Annotated in this window: 11 protein-coding genes; 4 read left to right on the top strand and 7 right to left on the bottom strand. The window is 70.1% G+C overall.

Features of this window, described 5'->3' with window-relative positions; genetic code table 11:
• Positions 1-17: 17 nt before the first annotated feature.
• Together ACXJLU_RS15580 and ACXJLU_RS15585 are read right to left on the bottom strand one after the other, a co-directional pair.
• Positions 18-2,009, bottom strand: coding sequence for a bifunctional 5-dehydro-2-deoxygluconokinase/5-dehydro-2-deoxyphosphogluconate aldolase (locus ACXJLU_RS15580; protein ID WP_457332403.1), 1,992 nt, complete (start codon positions 2,007-2,009; stop codon positions 18-20).
• The gene (locus ACXJLU_RS15585) at positions 2,006-2,932 is read right to left on the bottom strand and encodes a MurR/RpiR family transcriptional regulator (RefSeq protein ID WP_457332405.1); all 927 of its coding nucleotides are present in this window, start codon (positions 2,930-2,932) and stop codon (positions 2,006-2,008) included. Before ACXJLU_RS15585 ends, ACXJLU_RS15580 begins: the two co-directional genes overlap by 4 nt.
• Before the next feature lie 126 nt (positions 2,933-3,058).
• Between ACXJLU_RS15585 and ACXJLU_RS15590 the strand changes: the two genes are divergently transcribed.
• Genes ACXJLU_RS15590 through ACXJLU_RS15605 form a run of 4 tightly spaced genes read left to right on the top strand, consistent with a single transcriptional unit; the run spans position 3,059 to position 6,199 of the window.
• Entirely contained in the window at positions 3,059-4,087 is a 1,029-nt protein-coding gene (locus tag ACXJLU_RS15590; protein ID WP_457332407.1) for a branched-chain amino acid ABC transporter permease, read from the top strand.
• Positions 4,088-4,090: 3 nt separating this feature from the next.
• Positions 4,091-4,834 (top strand): ABC transporter ATP-binding protein, encoded by a 744-nt coding sequence (locus tag ACXJLU_RS15595; RefSeq protein ID WP_457332409.1) that lies wholly within the window; start codon positions 4,091-4,093, stop codon positions 4,832-4,834.
• Positions 4,831-5,556 carry an ABC transporter ATP-binding protein gene (locus ACXJLU_RS15600; protein WP_457332411.1) on the top strand — a complete coding sequence of 242 codons (726 nt, stop codon included), beginning with the start codon at positions 4,831-4,833 and terminating at the stop codon, positions 5,554-5,556. The genes ACXJLU_RS15595 and ACXJLU_RS15600 overlap by 4 nt, the downstream gene beginning before the upstream one ends.
• Before the next feature lie 4 nt (positions 5,557-5,560).
• Positions 5,561-6,199 (top strand): ATP-binding cassette domain-containing protein, encoded by a 639-nt coding sequence (locus ACXJLU_RS15605; RefSeq protein ID WP_457332413.1) that lies wholly within the window; start codon positions 5,561-5,563, stop codon positions 6,197-6,199.
• Positions 6,200-6,551: 352 nt separating this feature from the next.
• Here ACXJLU_RS15605 and ACXJLU_RS15610 read toward each other — a convergent pair whose 3' ends face one another.
• The 5 genes from ACXJLU_RS15610 to ACXJLU_RS15630 form a co-directional block, all read right to left on the bottom strand.
• Positions 6,552-7,121 (bottom strand): SCO family protein, encoded by a 570-nt coding sequence (locus tag ACXJLU_RS15610; RefSeq protein ID WP_457332415.1) that lies wholly within the window; start codon positions 7,119-7,121, stop codon positions 6,552-6,554.
• The gene (locus ACXJLU_RS15615; protein ID WP_457332417.1) at positions 7,118-7,558 is read right to left on the bottom strand and encodes a hypothetical protein; all 441 of its coding nucleotides are present in this window, start codon (positions 7,556-7,558) and stop codon (positions 7,118-7,120) included. The genes ACXJLU_RS15610 and ACXJLU_RS15615 overlap by 4 nt, the downstream gene beginning before the upstream one ends.
• A 15-nt stretch (positions 7,559-7,573) precedes the next feature.
• Positions 7,574-12,712 (bottom strand): putative Ig domain-containing protein, encoded by a 5,139-nt coding sequence (locus tag ACXJLU_RS15620; protein ID WP_457332419.1) that lies wholly within the window; start codon positions 12,710-12,712, stop codon positions 7,574-7,576.
• A 187-nt stretch (positions 12,713-12,899) separates the two neighbouring features.
• On the bottom strand, positions 12,900-13,679 hold the full coding sequence (locus ACXJLU_RS15625) for a hypothetical protein (protein WP_457332421.1): 780 nt from the start codon (positions 13,677-13,679) through the stop codon (positions 12,900-12,902).
• A 207-nt stretch (positions 13,680-13,886) separates the two neighbouring features.
• On the bottom strand, positions 13,887-17,567 hold the full coding sequence (locus ACXJLU_RS15630; RefSeq protein WP_457332423.1) for a hydantoinase B/oxoprolinase family protein: 3,681 nt from the start codon (positions 17,565-17,567) through the stop codon (positions 13,887-13,889).
• Between the last annotated feature and the right edge of the window lie 13 nt (positions 17,568-17,580).

The following is a 17,580-nucleotide window of genomic DNA, read 5'->3' on the forward strand; positions in this document are numbered from 1 at the left end:
TGTTTCCTTGGTTGGGGTCAATTGACGAGCGAGCCGCTCGCGCATTCGGCGCGGGCCTCGGTCCAGAACTCGATCAGCCGCTGGTAGCTGGCCGCGACTTGCTCGACGACAGCCGCGTCGTCCAGCGTGCCGGCGAACCAGCCGTGCGCGGCCTCGGCGAACAGCGAGCGGCCGACCGCGAAGCCCTTGCACAGCGGCTGTGCGGCTGCCGTGCGGAAGCCTTCGCGCAGCGCAGCTTCGCTCGCCTCCATGCCGAGCAAGAGCACGCCGCGGCACAGCGGGTCGTTCGACGCGATCACGTCCCCGATGTGGCGCCACGCGGCCTCGCTGGCGGGCGGGGGCAGCTTCCACCAGTCGGGCCGAATGCCTGCTGCATAGAACTGGCGCAGCGCGCGCGCCAGCGTCTCGTCGTCGGCCGCCATGCCGCGCGGCGGGATCACCTCCAGCAGCAGCTCGTGGCCGGTGGCGTTGCAGGCCTGGGCCAGCAGGCCGACGCTCGCGACCTGCTGGGCCGCGAGCCCGGCTTCGTCGTCGGGGTGGTGGTACACGAGGCACTTCACCACATGCTCCTGCGGCCAGGTCCGAAGCGCGAGGCCGACGTTGCAGCCGTCCTCGAAATCCAGCGGCCGCGAGCCGGGCAGCTCGACCGGCCGCGCCACCCACAGGCCGACACCGGTCAGCGGCGGCAGGATCTGCTCGCCGAAGCGGCCGTCGAGGATCACGCCGGCCTCCGGGAAGGGCTGGTCCGGGTGGCGCAGCGGGTGTGCCGCGCGGGCTGCCGCATGGCCTTGCGCCGCGGCGCGCGCGACCAGCGCCTTGAACTGCGGAATGCGCTCGCGCGGCGTGCCGTGCTTCGCGGCGATCTCCTCGAACTGCACACGGTGGTCGAAGGCCAGCACCGCGAGGCCGGGCCAGACGCGGTGCCGGGTCGACGCGCGGTGCAGGTGCTCCAGCTTCGCGTCCTCGCGCAACCGCTGGTGGCGCGAGCCGTGCGCAAGGAAATGGCTCAGCTCGACCCAGCTGGGCATGGCCGGCGCGCAGCCATGCCGAGACACGACTATCGCGCCACAGGCATTCGCATAACGCAGCGCCTGCGGCAGCGGCTCGTCGCGCACCCAGCCGCGCAGCAGCCCGGCCATGAAGGCATCGCCGGCCCCCAGCACGTTGAACACCTCGACCGGGAAGCCCGGGCCGGCGACGCCGTCGTCGAGCCGCGCCGGGATCGCGCCGTGGTAGGCCACGCAGCCCATCGGCCCGCGCTTCATCACGATCAGCGCGGTCGACAGTTCGCGGATGCGGCGCAATGCGGTCGCGCTGTCGTCGCTGCCGCCGGCGATGTGCACCTCTTCCTCGGTGCCGACGACCAGGTCGCACAAGGGCAGGATCTCCTGCAGCTGCGCGCTGACGTGGGCCGACGCGATGTAGCGCTGCTCGCCGAGCCCCGGCGCGGTCAGGCCCCACAGCACCGGGCGGTAGTCGATGTCGAGCACGACCCGCGTGCCGGCCGCGCGCGCGGCGCGCATCGCCAGCAGGCACGCAGCGCGCGTGCCGGGCCGCGACAGGTGCGTGCCCGAGATCAGCAGCGCGCGGGCACCGGCGATCACGGCCGGGTCGACGTCGTCCTCGCACAGGCCCATGTCGGCGCAGTTGTCGCGGTAGAACACCAGCGGGAAGGTGTCGCGGTCACGCAGGCCGAGGAAGACCAGCGCGGTGAGCCGCGACGGGTCGGTCTTCAGCTGCGACACGTCGACGCCCTCGGCGGCCAGCGTCTCGCGCACGAAGCGGCCGTTGTGCTCGTCACCGACGCGGCTCAGCATCGCGCAGCGCAGCCCCAGCCGCGATGCGCCGACCGCGGTGTTGGCCGGCGAGCCGCCGAGGTACTTCGCGAAGGTCTGCACGTCTTCCAGGCGCGCACCGAGCTGCTCGCCATACAGGTCGACGGCGGCCCGCCCGACGCAGACCAGGTCCAGCGCGCGGGCCGCCGGCGGGGCGGAATCTCTGACACTCATGCAGCATCTCCATTCAAAAGACGGGTTCGGGTGGGCGTGCCCCGGGCCGCGGCGCGGCGCTTCGGGGACGGGCGTCCGGTGGCTTTCTCGGCGGCACGTTCGGCGGCGATCTCGGCCAGCCGGTGCCCTGTCGTCACGACGATCGCCTGCGCGAGGCACAGCGGTGCCACCAGCGAGCGAAACACCTGGTCGGACGCCAGGCCAAGCTCGAAGCACACGCTGGCCGAGCGCTTCAGCGGCGACAGCGCGCTGTCGGTGATCGCGATCACCGGCACGCCGGCCTGCTGCGCCGCCTCGGCGGCATCGATCACCTCGCGCGAGTAGCTGTGGAAGCTGGTGACGACCAGCACCTCGTCGGCCGCGATGTTGCGCAGCGATTCGCGCAGCATGCCGCCCAGGCCTTCGAGCAGGTAGGCCTTCAGCTCGAGCTGGCTCAGCGCATAGGCCAGGTAGGCGGCGACCGGGAACGCGCGGCGCTGCGCCAGCACGTGCACCCGGCGCGCCGCGCACAGCAGCTGCACGGCGGCCTTCACGTCGGCCGCGCGCACGCTGTCTTCGAGGTGGCCGAGCTCGGCGATCGCCTCGGCCACGTACTGGTTCAGGAAGCCGCCGCTGGCCGCGCCGTCGCCGCTGCGGCGCTGCTGGTTGATGCGCTCGCGGTAGCTGCCCGAGCGCTCGACCAGGTGGCCGCGGAACACCTGCTGCATCTGCGAGAAGCCGTTGAAGCCGAGCGCGTTCGCGAAGCGGATCAGCGACGACGGCTGCACCTGCGCGGCCTCGGCGATCACCGCCACCGTGCCGAGCGCGAGTTCGTTCGGGCGCTCCAGCGCGAAGCGCGCGATGCGCTGCAGCTGCGCCGGCAAGTCCGGGTAGGCGTGCGAGATCGCATCCTTCAATTCGTCGTAGCTCGAGATCTGGCTCATGGGACTGAACTGTCTAGGTGGAAGCACCGAGTCGCAATAGGAACAAACATTCTTGCGCTCAGAAACTGTAGAACATATATTCCGGCCAGTCCACCGTTCATCACAGTTCAGGTCCAGCGTTCCACCATGCTCAGCACCACACGACACGCGCCGATCGCCCCGCTTCCGCTCCTGGTCACGGTGGCGGCGCTCGCCAGCACGCCGCTGTGGTTGAGCCAGGTCGGGCTCTACCAGTACCTGGCGCTGGAGATCATGATCTGGATGCTGTTCGCGCTCGGCCACAACCTGCTGCTGGGCTACGGCGGGCTGCCGTCGTTCGGGCATGGCGCGTACTTCGGCATCGGCGCGTATGCGTTCGGGCTGCTGCAGCTGCGCGGCGGGGCCGGGCTGCTCGCCGGCCTGCTCGGCGCGGTGCTCGCCGCGGCGCTGGCGGGTGCGCTGGTCGGCGCGTTCATCTCGCACCGGCGCGGCATCTACTACGCGCTGCTGACGATCGCGTTCGGCCAGCTCGCGTGGTTCGTGGCCGGCAAGTGGCACACCGTGACCGGCGGCGAGGACGGGCTGCTGAACATCAAGCGGCCCGACCTGTCGCTCGGCTTCATCGACCTCTCGCTGAAGAGCAACGAGGCCTTCTTCTACTTCGCGCTGGTGGTGTTCGCGCTGGTGCTGGCCGCGCTGTGGCGGCTGGTGCACTCACCGTTCGGCCGCATCCTGCGGGCGATCAAGCAGAACGAGATGCGCGCCGCGTTCGTCGGGCATCCGGTGTGGCTCTACAAGTGGCTGGCCTTCATCATCTCGACCTCGGTCGCGGGGCTGGCGGGCGCGCTGTTCGCGATGGCGCAGCAATCGGCCTACCCGAACGTGATGAGCCTGCACAACTCCGGCTTCGTCGTGATGATGGTGCTGATCGGCGGCGGCCTGGTGAGCTTCTGGGGCCCGGTGATCGGCGCGCTGGTGTTCATCCTGACAAGGGACTTGCTGGGCGCCTACACCGAGACCTGGCTGCTCTGGTACGGGCTGCTGTTCATCCTGGTCGTGCTGTTCCAGCCCGACGGCGTGGCCGGGGCCTGGCAATCGTGGCGGGCGCGCTGCGCGGCCCGCAAGCACACCCCGGCGGCGCACAACGCTGCACTCGCCACCCCGAAGGAGACCTGACCCGTGGCCCTGTTCGAAGCCCATCAACTGCACAAGCGCTTCGGCGACCAGGTGGTGCTGGAAAGCATCACGCTGTCGTTCGAGGAGAAGCAGCTCACCGGGATCATGGGTCCCAACGGTGCCGGCAAGACGACCTGCTTCAACGTGCTGACCGGCCGCTACACGCCCGACCGCGGCAGCGTGCGCTTTGCCGGCGAGGACATCACCGGCCTGTCGCCGCGGCAGATCGCGCGGCGCGGGCTGTCGCGCTCGTTCCAGATCATGAATCTGTTCGACGACGAAACGACGCTCGACAACGTGCTGATCGCGCTGCCGGCGGTGCGCGAGCAAGGCCTGTCGATGTGGCGCGACCTCGGCCGCTTCAGCCGCGGGCGCGAGCTCGCGCTGGCGGTGCTCGACCGCGTCGGGCTGGCGGCCAAGGCCTCGTCGATGGCGGGCGCGTTGTCGTATGGCGAGCGGCGCGCGCTGGAGATCGGCGTGGCACTGGCCACCGACCCGCGGCTGCTGTTCCTCGACGAGCCGACCGCCGGCCTCGGCGCCGAAGGCACGGCCCGCGTGGCCGAGCTGATCGCGCAGCTGAAGCGCGAGCTGACGATCGTGATCATCGAGCACGACATGCGCTTCCTGTTCAGCCTGGCCGACAAGATCAACGTGATCCACTGGGGCCAGGTGATCGCCGAGGGCACGCCGGCGCAGCTGCGCGACAACCCGTGGGTGCAACGCTCGAACCTGGGGACCTTGTCATGAGCGCCGTGTTGAAGCCCCAGCCGGCGATCCTCGAGATCCACGGCATCGAGACCTTCTACGCCGAGACGCAGGCGCTGTTCGGCGTGTCGCTGAGCATCGCGCCGGGCGAGGTGGTGTCGCTGCTCGGGCCGAACGGCGCCGGCAAGACGACGACGCTGCGCTCGATCCTCGGGCTCACGCCGCCGAAGCGCGGCAGCGTGCGCTTCGACGGTGTCGACATCACGCAGGTGCCGACGCACCGCATCGCCGGCATGGGCATCGGCTGGGTGCCGGACGATCGGCGCATCTTCCCGACGCTGACGGTGGCTCGCAACCTCGCGATCGCGCGCAAGAAGACGCGCTTTCGGGCGTGGAGCGAGAAGGAGTGCTTCGAGATCTTCTCGGCGATGGAGTACCTGATGGGCCGCGAGTGCGAGAACCTGTCGGGCGGCGAGATGCAGATGGTCGCGATCTCGCGCGCGCTGATCGGCTCGCCGGGGCTGGTGCTGTTCGACGAGCCCAGCCAGGGCCTGGCGCCGAAGGTGGTGCAGGACGTGATGGCGACCGTCATGCGGCTGAAGCGCGAGGGGGTGGCGGTGCTGCTGGTGGAGCAGAACGTCGAGAGTGCGCTGGCGGTGTCGGACCGCGCGTACGTGATGCACCAGGGCCGCATCGTGCACGAGGGCAGCGCCGCGGCGCTGCGCGGCGATGCGGCACTGCAACGCAAGCTGTTGGGAGTCTGACGAGATGGGCGTACCGATTCTTCATGTCGACGGCCTGCGCAAGCAGTACCGGCGCGGCTGGCCGAACCGGCAGACGACGTTCTCGCTGGAGGCCGACTTCCAGGTCGACGGCCCCGGCATCATCGGCGTGATGGGCGCCAACGGCGCCGGCAAGACGACGATGTTCGAGCTGATCACCGGCGGCAACGCGCCGAGTGGCGGGCGGGTGATGGTGGCGGGGCAGGACATCCACAAGGTGCGCTACCGCGAGCGCGACCGGCTGGCGCTGCACTACCACCAGTCCTACCAGGTGCGCTCGTTCAAGCGCGACCGGCCGAACTTCATGCTGGAGCATGCCGGCGCCGACCGCGCGGTGGTGCACCTGTTCGACGAGCCGCAGTTCAACACACAGGACGGCTACATCGGCTTCATGCTGGAGTTCTTCCGCAAGCTGCGCGGCCAGGGCAAGCTGGTGTTCCTGTGCCTGCACCCGAACGAGCCGGTGCACATGGAGATCCTGGCCGACATCTGCGAGCGCTACATCTTCGTGCACAAGGACGAGAGCCGGGTCAGCCGGTTGATGCATGCGACGACGATGGGGGAGCTGTGCACGCATGCGAGCGTGCGGGGGTATCTCGGGAAGCTGGCGCCGGTTGCGGCCTGACAAGCATTCGGACATTGGCGCAGAAGGCGGGTGCGGGGAGGCTGTGGCGCGCCGGACGGTGCGGTCATTGCCCCTGGCGGGGCAATGACTGCCCTCCGCCGACTGGTTTCATGGCCCGTCGCCGAAACTCCCTCCACTCACTTCGTTCGTTGTGGTCAAACAGTCGGCGACAGTCAGTTCACGATCGCGCTGCGCGCGGGGCCATGAAACCAGCCAGCTCCGGCGCACCGTCCCTATTGGCGCTCCACAGCCTCCCCACACCCGCCTTGTGCCACCGCCCTGCTCCTTCGAAGGTGACAAGCGAACAGGTGAAGCTTGAGTCCCGACCTCGTAGCCCGGATGCGAATCCGGGTCAGGCCCGACTGGCCACCCGTTGCATCAGCTTCACCAACTCCTCGGGTTGCGGCATGTCCTCGGTGCGGTAGACCAGCCGCGCCTGCCGGTCGAACACGAAAGCCTGCGCGGTGTGGCGGTCGATGCCAGGCGCGCGGCCGCGCAGGAAGTCGAGCAGCGGGTCGACATCCTTCAGCTTCGGCAGCGCGGCTGCCCAGCGTGGCGACTGCGCGCCGAACTTCGCGAGCCAGGCCCGCATCGCCGCGAGGTCGTCGCCCAGCGGGTCAATCGACAGCGACAACAGCCGCAGCCCGGCGTTCTCCTTCGCGAGCCGCGCCTGCGCATCGGCAAACACCGCGCCCTGGATCGGGCAGGTGGCGCTGCAGCCAGTGAACATCAGTTGCACGGCCGTGACCTGGCCGGCGAGCAACGAGGAAAGCGGCACCGATTTGCCGGCCATGTCTTGCACCGCGAGTGCCGGTGCAGCCAGCGCCGGTTGCACCGGACCGAAGGCGCTGTGTGCCATCGCCTCGCGCAACAGCAGCCCGCAGGCGGCCGCACCGGCAAGCCAATCCCGCCGCGTCGTCATCGTGTCTCTCCCCCGTCGATCAGCCAGGTCCACAGCGCCTTGCACTGCCCATCGTCGATCGCATAGCGCGGCATCTGCCGCGGGATCAGCATGATGGCCGGGTCGATGCCGCTGCGCAGCAGGCGGCAGAAGGAGGCCTCGTCATAGCGCGAAGGTGGGCCGCCGCGGCGCGCGATGGGCCCAAGCAGCCGCTCGCGCGTCAGCAGTGGCGCGAACGATGCGGCACCGGATGCCGCCTGCGCCGCGCTGTCACGCGAATGGCAATTGGTGCATCGCGTCGCGATCGGCGGCAGCGGCTGCGCATGCCCGTTGATCGTGCCGGACAGCGCGACCTCGCCGCGGTAGAGCTGGCGGCCGAGCGACAACGCCGCATCGGACGCCTGGGCGCCCGACAGCAACGCTGCCATCAAGGCCACCCCCCATCGCGCCAAGGCCATGCCGCTGTTCCCTCCCTACCGCACCACCACGCTGTACATGCTGTTGCCCCCAGTCGCGACCGGTCCCAGGCTCACCGTCCCGGCCGGGAAGCTCTTCGTCCACACGCTGAAGCTGCGCGCCGTTCCGCCCTCGTCGGACGTCATCTTCAGCCCGGTGTTCGACCAGCCCGCCATCCACGCGAACGCACCGGTGAAGCGGTCGTCGACCGTCAGGTACACGTCCGCCGGCTGGTTCAGCGTGAAACTCACCGTCGGGTTGCCGGTGAAGGTCTTCGAATCGTTCGCGGTGCGCAACCAGGGAGAACCCGACAGCACCGCCGGCAACCCGGTGATCGTGAAGGTGCGGTCGCCGAACTGCAGCGCGCTCGCCTGCAGGTTGGCCTGCACCGACCAGTCCACCGCGTTCGCCGTGTCCAGCACCGACAACCCACCGATCGTCGCCGCGCTGATCGCATCGTTGCTGTCGTCCAGCTGCTGCAGGTAGGCCACCAGCTGCGTGCGCTGCGCCGCCGTCAGGCTGCCCGCCGCGCCGTGCTGGTTGGCCGCGTTGGCGGTGGTCAGCACGTCCAGCAGCGTCGCCGCCGAGCCGTCGTGCAGGTACGGCCCGCTCGACCAGGCGCCCTTCAGCGTCGGCGTGTCCAGCCCGGTCAGCGTCTGGCCGAGCCGCTTGCCCGACGACGCCTTGATCGTGCCGACATTGCGCAGCACGCCGCCGGCACTGTCGGTCACGTCGGTACCACCGTGGCACGCGAGGCACCCACCCGCGCCGCGGAACAGCGCCTGGCCGGCCAGCGCGTCGGTCGTCAGCGTGCCGTTCGCGTTGCGGTACGGGCTCGCGTCGCCGGTCTTCAACGACGCGACGTACGCCGCCAGCGCATCCAGGTCGGCGCTGACGCCCGTCTTGCGGTCGCCCAGCGGCTGCGAACGCGTGCCGGTGTTGAACTGCGCATCGCTCATCAGCCCGGTGCCGAGCGCGAAGTTGCGGATCTGGCCTTCGAAGTCCTGGATCTCGTCGAAGTTGCCGGTCCAGTGCTGGTTGCCCTGCGCACCGGCATGGCCGCGCAGCGAGATGGTGTTGCGCAGGCCTTCGCCGAGGCCGGTGAAGTCCCAGGTGCGACCGTCCTGCCCGCCGTCGTTGTGGCACGACGCGCAGCTCATGTAGGCATCGCGCGCCAGCCGCGTGTCGGCCGCGTCGTAGAACAGCTTCTTGCCCGTCAGCACGGTGGCCGCGAGCTTCTCGGTGCCGACGGCGCCGGCATTCGCCAGCAGCGGCAGGTTCAGCTCGCCGAAGTTCACCAGACGCGTCAGGTCATACACCCCGAGCGTGCGGTCCATGAAGTTGTTGACGTACAGCTTCAGCCCGTCGGCCGACACCGCCACCGCCTGCGGCGCACGCCCGACCGGGAAGCGGTAGATCTCGGCCTTGCCGACCGGGTCGACCACCGCCACCTCGCGGCTCGTCTCGAGCGCGACGAACAGGTAGGCGCCGGTCGGGTGGAACACCGCGCCGCTGCCGACGCCGGAGTTGTCGTGGTCGATGCGCGCCGCGTAGTCCTCGCTCCAGCCGGTCAGGTCAATGCGCGAGCTGATCGCGCGCACGGTGTTCTGGAAGTCGAGGTTGTTGCCGTCGCGCAGCGTGCCGCGCAGCAGGTTGTCCTGCTTGGCCGGTACCCAGGCGCTCGCGCCGTCCGGCGAGATCACCGCCGGCGCCAGGTAGTTCGGGATGCCGCGGCCCTGCAGCAGGCTGTCGGGCTTGTCGCTGTGCTGCAGCACGACGGTGCGCTCCACCGCCATCGCCGCGGTCACGACGACCACCTCGCCGCCCTTCTTGACGCCGCTCACGGCCGTCTGCACCGCGGCCGTGCCCTCGCCCGGCAGCGCCGGCGAGATGAAGCGCGACACCAGCACCCGGTCGCTCGCGGCCGTCACTGCCACATGCCGCGGGTTCGCGCCGACCGCCACGCTGCCGAGCGTCGCCCCGGTCGAGGCGTTGAGCTTCAGCAACTGGCCGGTGCCTTCGAGCGCGACATAGGCCGCGCTGCCATCCGGCGCGAACGCCAGCCCGAACGGCTGCGAGGCGCGTGGCAAGGCCACCGTCTGCGCGACCGCCAGCGTGCTCGCGTTGACGATGCTGATCGTCGCGTCGCCCTTGTTGACGACCCACAGGCGGCCGTCGGGCGCACGCGCCACGCTGCGCGGCCGGGTGCCGACCGCGATCTCGGCGACCCGCGCGTTCGTGCTGCCGTTGAAGACGCTGACGCTGTCGTTGTCCTGGTTGACCAGCCACACGCGTGGCGTGGCCACCGGCTCCAACGCGATCGCCGACGACGAGGTCGGGCGCGCCGCGGTCGCCGCTGCATAGACGGCCTGCTTGAAGGTGCGCGAGGTCACGACGTTGTTCGCGTCGATCGCCTCGACCGTCACGTTGTAGAGGCCCGGCGCCGCATAGGTGTGGGCGATCGACGTCGCGGTCGAATACGCCGTCTGCGCCGTGCCGTCGCCGAAGGTCCAGCGGTAGCGCGTACCGCCGCCGCCGTTCGACGCGACGTTGAAGGTGACGCTGCCGCCCGAGGCGACCGGCGCCGCGGCGACCGGGTCGATCACGAAGGCCGCCGCGCTGACGTTCCAGCTGAACGCCGCGCTCGCAGTGCCGCCGTGCCCGTCGTTGACGCCGACCGTCACCGCGAAGTTGCCGACCGTCGTCACGCTGCCGCTGACCAGCCCGCTCGTCGCATTGATCGCGAGGCCGTTCGGCAACCCGGCGGCCGAGTACGTGAGCGCATCACCATCCGGATCGCCGGCACTGACGCCGAACGACACCGCCTGCCCGACCAGGTTGTTGCGGTTCGCGATCGGCGCGATGGCCGGCGCGCGGTCGACGGTGACCGTCTTCTCCGAGCTGCGGTCCGGGAAGTCGTTGAAGTTGCCGCTCTTCAGCAGCGACCAGTTGACGCCGTCGTTGCCGATGTAGAAGTTGTAGCCGGCGATGATGCCGTTCAGCCCGCCCGCGACCGGCCGGGGCAGGTACTTGAAACCCCCGATGCCACGCGCGCTGCCGAGGTTGACGATGAAGCGGTGCGGCAACGGCGCGTTGCCGCCGGTGTACTTGGTGTGCCAGAAGGTTGCTGCATCGCCGTCGATCGCGGCCGCGCCGGAGTTCTGCCCGCTCGCCGCTTCCTGGCTGTCGACCTGCACCGCCCAGCCGGTGCGCGGGATCACCGCACCGGCCCGGTCGAGCAGGTTGAACTCGGCCATCGAGGTCCAGGCGTTGCCGCCCTGCTCGGACACCGCCTCCAGCATCACGTACTGCACCGTCGCGCCGAGCACCGGCGTGACGTTCCACGCCAGCATCGTGCTGCTGGCCGCCACGTCATTGCGCGTGCTGACCGTGACGACGTACTGGCCCACCGTGGTCGGCGTGCCGGTGATCGCACCGGTGGTGGTGTTGAGCGACAGGCCCGGCGGCAGGCCGGTGGCCGACCAGGTCAGCGTGCCGGTCGGCGTGGTGGCGGCCAGCGCCAGGCTCACCGTGCTGCCGCTGATGCTGCTCTGCGTGCCGGGGTTCACCAGCTTCGGTGCGGCATCGCTGCCGATGCGGATCATCTTCGAGACCGACGGCGTGCCGGCCGCGTTCATCGCGAACAGCATGTAGTAGCCGGGCAGCAGCACGCCGGGGTTCGACGGCAGCGCCAGCGAGTATGCGTTGGTGCCGGTGGCGGTGAACTGCAGCGGGATGCGGCGCTGGTCGTTGTTGACGGTGTGCGTGGTCGAGCCCACGCGCACCAGCGAGAACTGCGCGATCGCGGCGTTCGTCGTCACCGCGATGTCGGTGCCCTGCGTCGCGGTGGCCGGCGCGGTGCTGATCGCCGGACGGGTCGCGAGCGTGCCGTCGTCGTTCAGGAGGTAGTGCGGCGTCAGGATCTGCGCGTTCGCATGGTTGGTCGAGCAGCTGCCGCACAGGCCGCTGCCGGCCGTCAGCACGCGTGCGTCGGGCAGCAGCAGCGCGATGCTGTGGTAGTTGCGCGGCACGCCGATCGGCGGCAGCGGCACGAAGGTTTCGGTGGCCGGGTTCCACAGCTCGGGCACCAGCGCCGAGTTGTCGTCGGACCACGGGTGGCCGAAGCTGTGGCCGCCGATCACCAGCACCTGGCCGTTCGGCAGCACGACGCCGTTGCTGAAGATGCGCGAGTACGCCATCGGCGCGACCTTGCGCACCGAGACACCGGCGTTCACGTCGATCACGTAGGCGCGGTTGTTGGCGTTCTGCCCTTCGTAGGCCGGCGCGCCGCCGACCTTCAGGATTTTTCCGATGTCGTACATCACCGCGTTGCCGCTCTGGCTGTACGCATCGTCGCCGCGCGTGCCGGCGGGCGTGATGCTGCCGTTGCCTTGCGTGTCGATCCAGTTCATGTTGGCCGCCGGCCCGGCGTGCAGCACCTTGCCGTTCGGTGCCGGGAACAGCCACATGTGGTTGTCGGCGCGGAACGCGAAATCGGGGTCGTTGCCGAGTGCTGCATCCACCGGCACGCCGGTGAGCCGGGCCCAGCCACCGGCGGCGGTCCAGCGCTCGCCGTGCTTGTTGCCACGCCCGCCGCTCCACGAGCCGCCGAACGTGAAGACCGAACCGTCGGCGAGGATCGTGTTGGCGTTGTAGCCGCGCGGGATCGTCATCGTCGCGCCGGTGCTCCAGGCATTGGCCACCGGGTCGTAGACCGTGGTCTTGGCGCTGTCCTTGCCACCGTTGACGAGGATGCGGCCGTCCGGCAGGTTGGTCGTGCCGGTGCAGAACATGTCATGGCCGGTCTGCGTGATCAGCGTCTCGCTGGCGGTCTGCGTGGCCGGGTCGAACAGCGTCGTGTAGGTCTGGCCGCTCGGCGCGCCGTCGGTGAAGCGGTCGGACGACGCCCACAGCATCACCTTGCCGTTCGGCAGCAGCGCGGCCGACGGCGTCACCATCGACAGCGGGATCAGCGGGGTCCACTGGCCGGCGCCGGGCGCGGCCACCGCGGCGGTGCGCTCGGTGGGCGGGGCGCCCGACTCGGCAGCGGGCGGGGTCGACGCGGGGTCGTTGCCACCGCCACCACAGGCTGCCAGCAGCAGCGCACCAATCAGCGAGGCGCACCGCGGCGCCCCGGCTCGGAATGAACGGGTCATGCTTGTCTCCTGCCCGGCACATGCGGTGGCTGCGTGGCTCGCGCTGCGCCTTGTCTTTGAACGTATGTTCTATTTTTACATCATGTAGAACATGCGCTCTTTTTACAGCGCCAGCAGGGCGGTGTCAACGCGGGTCGGCCCGACACGGTGTAACCCGCGGTGTGGCCGTCGGTCGAGGCCTGCGATGTCAATCGGGTGCGGCAGGCGGCACGCTGAGCGCAGGCCGGCGCCGCTGCAGCCCCCACGCGACCACCAGCACCAGTCCCCACGCCGCCGCATAAGACAGGCCGGCCCCGAGCGCCGGCAGCGCCAGCGCGAGCACCATGAAGAACGCGCCGAAGCCGACCATGCCGCGCACGAAGCCGGCCAGCAGCTCGATCGTCGCGTCGGCCCCATGCCGCACCCGCGTGAAGCACGGCAACACATTGCCGGTGATCGGCAACGCGAGCAGCAGCCCGCTGACGGCAGCAGGGAACACCGACGCGCCGCCCATGATCGCGGCCGCCAGCGCCGCGGCCGCCGCCACGCGCAGCGCCAGTTCGATCGACGGGATGTGCAGCACCGTGCGCTCGCGGCGGTGCGTCGGCATCAGTCGCAGCCCGGCCCACGGCGCGAGCGCGGCCAGCACGCAGGCGGCCGGCAGCGGCAACTCGATCCACACCAGCAAACTGCCGACCGCGAGGAACACCGCATTCGCCGCGATCAACGACACCCACCACGGCCAGCGCCGCACGGCATGCGCGAACGCCACCATGTGCGACACCATCGCCGGGTAGGCGACCAGGGTCGCCACCGCGATCGCATGCGCCTGCGACAGCGGCGCCTGCAGCAGCACGAAACCCATGATCGGCCCGGCAATCATCGGCAACCCCGACAAGGTGCCCGCGACCCCATGGCCGAAGCGCTTCGCGGCGAAGCTCGCGGCCAGCACGACCGCGCAGACCAGTGCCAGCTTCAGCAAGAACATCGAGGGGGAGAAAAAAGAATGGGCCCGCCGGCAAGGGGGGGACTGTTGCAGCAGCGGGCCCGAAGGTCCGGCCGAAGGGAGGAGAGGGCCGGACTGCTCGGCCGGAGGGAGGGATAGGCCGAGCGGTGCGAAGTGTAGGGAGCGTTCACGCCCTTCCCGACCCGGTCACACCGGTCCATCTGTACTGACATCGTTTGCATCTTGCCCTCAGGCGGCCCCGTAGCCCCCACCGCCCGGCGTTTCGATCACGAACACGTCGCCCGGCCCCATCGGCACCGAGCCGATGTGGTCCAGCGTCTCGACCTGCCCGTCGGCCCGCTCGACCCGGTTGATGCCCGGCCGCCCGGCCGAGCCGCCGGCCATGCCGAACGCGCCGGCATGCCGCCCGTTCGACAGGATCGAGGCCGTCATCGGCTCGAGGAAGCGCACGCGCCGCACGCCGCCGTCGCCGCCGCGGTGGCGCCCGGCACCGCCCGAGCCGGGGCGGATCTCGTAGCTGTCCAGCCGCACCGGGAAGCGGAACTCGAGCACCTCCGGGTCGGTGAGCCGCGAGTTCGTCATGTGCGTCTGCACGACCGAGGTGCCGTCGAAATCCGGCCCGGCGCCCGAACCGCCGGAGATCGTCTCGTAGTACTGGTAGGTCGCGTTGCCGAAGGTGAAGTTGTTCATCGTGCACTGGCCGGCCGCCATCACGCCGAGCGCGCCGTACAGCGCGTTGGTGATGCAGGTCGAGGTCTCGACATTGCCCGCCACCACCGAGGCCGGCGGGTTCGGGTTCAGCATCGAGCCCTCGGGAATGATCACCTGCAGCGGCTTCAAGCAGCCGGCGTTCAGCGGGATGTCGTCGTTGACCAGCGTGCGGAACACGTACAGCACCGCGGCCATGCAGACCGCGCGCGGCGCGTTGAAGTTGTTCGTCAGCTGGGCCGAGGTGCCGGTGAAGTCGATCACCGCGCTGCGCGCCTGCTCGTTCACCCGGATGGCCACGCTGATGCGCGCGCCGTTGTCCAGCGGCAGCGTGAACGCGCCGTCCTTCAGCCGCGTGATCACGCGGCGCACCGATTCCTCGGCGTTGTCCTGCACGTGGCGCATGTAGGCCTGCACCACGTCGAGCCCGAACTGCAGCACCATCTTGCGCAGCTCCTGCACGCCCTTCTCGTTGGCTGCGATCTGCGCCTTCAGGTCTGCGATGTTCTGCTGCGGGTTGCGCGACGGGTGCGGGCCGCTCTTCAGCAGCGCCAGCATCTCGGCTTCGCGCAGCACGCCGGCCTCGACCAGCTTGACGTTGTCGATCTGCACGCCCTCTTCTTCGATGCGCGTCGAGAACGGCGGCATCGAGCCGGGCGTGATGCCGCCGATGTCGGCGTGGTGGCCGCGCGAGCCGACGTAGAACAGCGGCTTCTCGCCGGCCGCGTCGCCCTGGTAGACAGGCGTCACCACCGTCACGTCGGGCAGGTGCGTGCCGCCGTGGTACGGGTCGTTCAGCACGAAGACATCGCCGGGCTGCATGCGCCCGGCATTGCCCTGGATCACTGTCTTGATCGACTCGCTCATCGAGCCCAGGTGCACCGGCATGTGCGGCGCGTTGGCGATCAGGTTGCCGTCGGCATCGAACAGCGCGCAGCTGAAGTCGAGCCGCTCCTTGATGTTCACCGAGTACGCGGTGTTCTGCAGCTGCAGCCCCATCTGCTCGGCGATGTTCATGAACAGGTTGTTGAACACCTCCAGCATCACCGGGTCGACCGTGGTGCCGATCGCGCGCCTCGCCTCGCGCGGCTGCACGCGGTCGAGCAGCAGGTGGTCGTAGGCGGTGACGCGCGCGCGCCAGCCGGGCTCGACGACGGTGGTCGCGGTCTTCTCGGCGATGACGGCCGGGCCGTCGATGGTGTGGCCGGGCAGCGCGTCCTCGCGCACCACCAGCGCCGCATCCCACCAGCGGCCACCGCTGAACAGCTGCACCGTCTCGCGCACCGGCGCCGCGCCGCTCGCGGCCAGCGCATGGCGCGGCTCGACCGGTGCATCGCCGGCACCGATCGCCTCGACCGACGCCGCCTCGATCACCAGCCGGCGCTCGCTCATCAGGAACGCGAAGCGCTGGCGGTACGCGGCCTCGAACGCGGCCTGGATGGCCTCCGGCGTGCCGAACGGCACCACCAGCGCCGAATCGGTGCCCTCGTAGCGCACGTGCACGCGGCGCAGCACCGTCACCGCGGCACTGCTGGTGCCCTGGCGCTTCAGCTCGCCCTCGGTCTCGGCGGCCAGCGCATCGAGCACCTCGGCCACCGCCGGCATCGCACCGGCCAGCGGCAGCTCGACCGCGCGCTCGCGCAGCACCGCCTGGTCGGCCAGCCCCATGCCGTAGGCCGACAGCACGCCGGCCAGCGGGTGCGCAAACACCCGGTTCATGCCGAGCGCATCGGCCACGCGGCAGGCGTGCTGGCCGCCGGCGCCACCGAAGCACTGCAGCGCATAGCGCGTCACGTCGTAGCCGCGCGCCACCGAGATCTTCTTGATCGCATTGCCCATCGCACCGACCGCGATGTCGATGAAGCCCTCGGCCACTTCCTCCGGCGAGCGCTTGGCGCCGGTCGCGCGCTCGATCTCGGCCGCCATCTCGGTGAACTTGCGCACGACCACCTCGCGATCGAGCGACTGGTCGGCGTTCGGGCCGAACACCTTCGGGAAATGCGCCGGCTGGATCTTGCCCAGCATCACGTTCGCATCGGTCACCGCGAGCGGGCCGCCGCGGCGGTAGCAGGCCGGGCCCGGGTTCGCGCCGGCGCTCTCCGGCCCGGCGCGGAAGCGCGCGCCGTCGAAGCTGAGGATCGAGCCGCCGCCGGCCGCGACCGTGTGGATGCTCATCATCGGCGCGCGCATGCGCACGCCGGCCACCTGCGTCTCGAAGGCGCGCTCGAATTCGCCGGCGAAGTGGCTGACGTCGGTGGAGGTGCCGCCCATGTCGAAGCCGATCACCTTCACGTCGGCGGCCGCGGCGTTGCCGTTCGCCCCGGCCGGCAGGTCATCGCGCTGCAAGCCCAGCGGCGACAGCCCGAGTTGCGCGGTGCGCACCATGCCGACGATGCCGCCGGCCGGGCCGGACAGGATCGCGTCCTTGCCCTGGAAGGCATGCGCATCGGTCAGCCCGCCGGACGACTGCATGAAGAACAGCTTCACGCCCGGCATCTCGCTCGCGACCTGCTCCACATAGCGGCGCAGGATCGGCGACAGGTAGGCGTCGACCACCGTGGTGTCGCCGCGGCCGACCAGCTTCATCAGCGGGCTGACCTCGTGCGAGACGCTGATCTGCGGAAAGCCGATGCGCTGCGCGATCGCCTTGGCAGCCAGCTCATGCGCGGTGAAGCGGTAGCCGTGCATGAAGACGATCGCGACGCTGCGCAGCCCGGCGTCGTAGGCGCTCTGCAGGTCGGCCTGCAGCTGCGCCTCGTCGAGCGCCTCGATCAGCTCGCCCTTCGCGCCGACGCGCTCGCGCGCCTCGATCACGCGGCTGTACAAAAGTTCGGGCAGCTGGATGTGGCAATCGAAGATGCGTGGGCGGTCCTGGTACGCGATGCGCAGCGCATCGCGAAAGCCCCTGGTCGTGACCAGCAGCGTCGGCTCGCCCTTGCGTTCGAGCAGCGCGTTGGTGGCCACCGTGGTGCCCATCTTCACGCACTCGACGCGCTCGGCCGGAAACGGCTCACCCGGCTTCAGGCCGAGCAGGTGGCGGATGCCGGCGACCGCGGCATCGCGGTACTGCTCGGGGTTCTCGCTGAGCAGCTTGTGGGTGACCAGCACGCCGTCGGGGCGCTTCGCGACCACGTCGGTGAACGTGCCGCCGCGGTCGATCCAGAACTGCCAGCGGTCGGTGCCTTGAACTTGAGCTTGCATGGAATCCTTCCTG

The organism is Rhizobacter sp. P5_C2 (assembly GCF_054049715.1).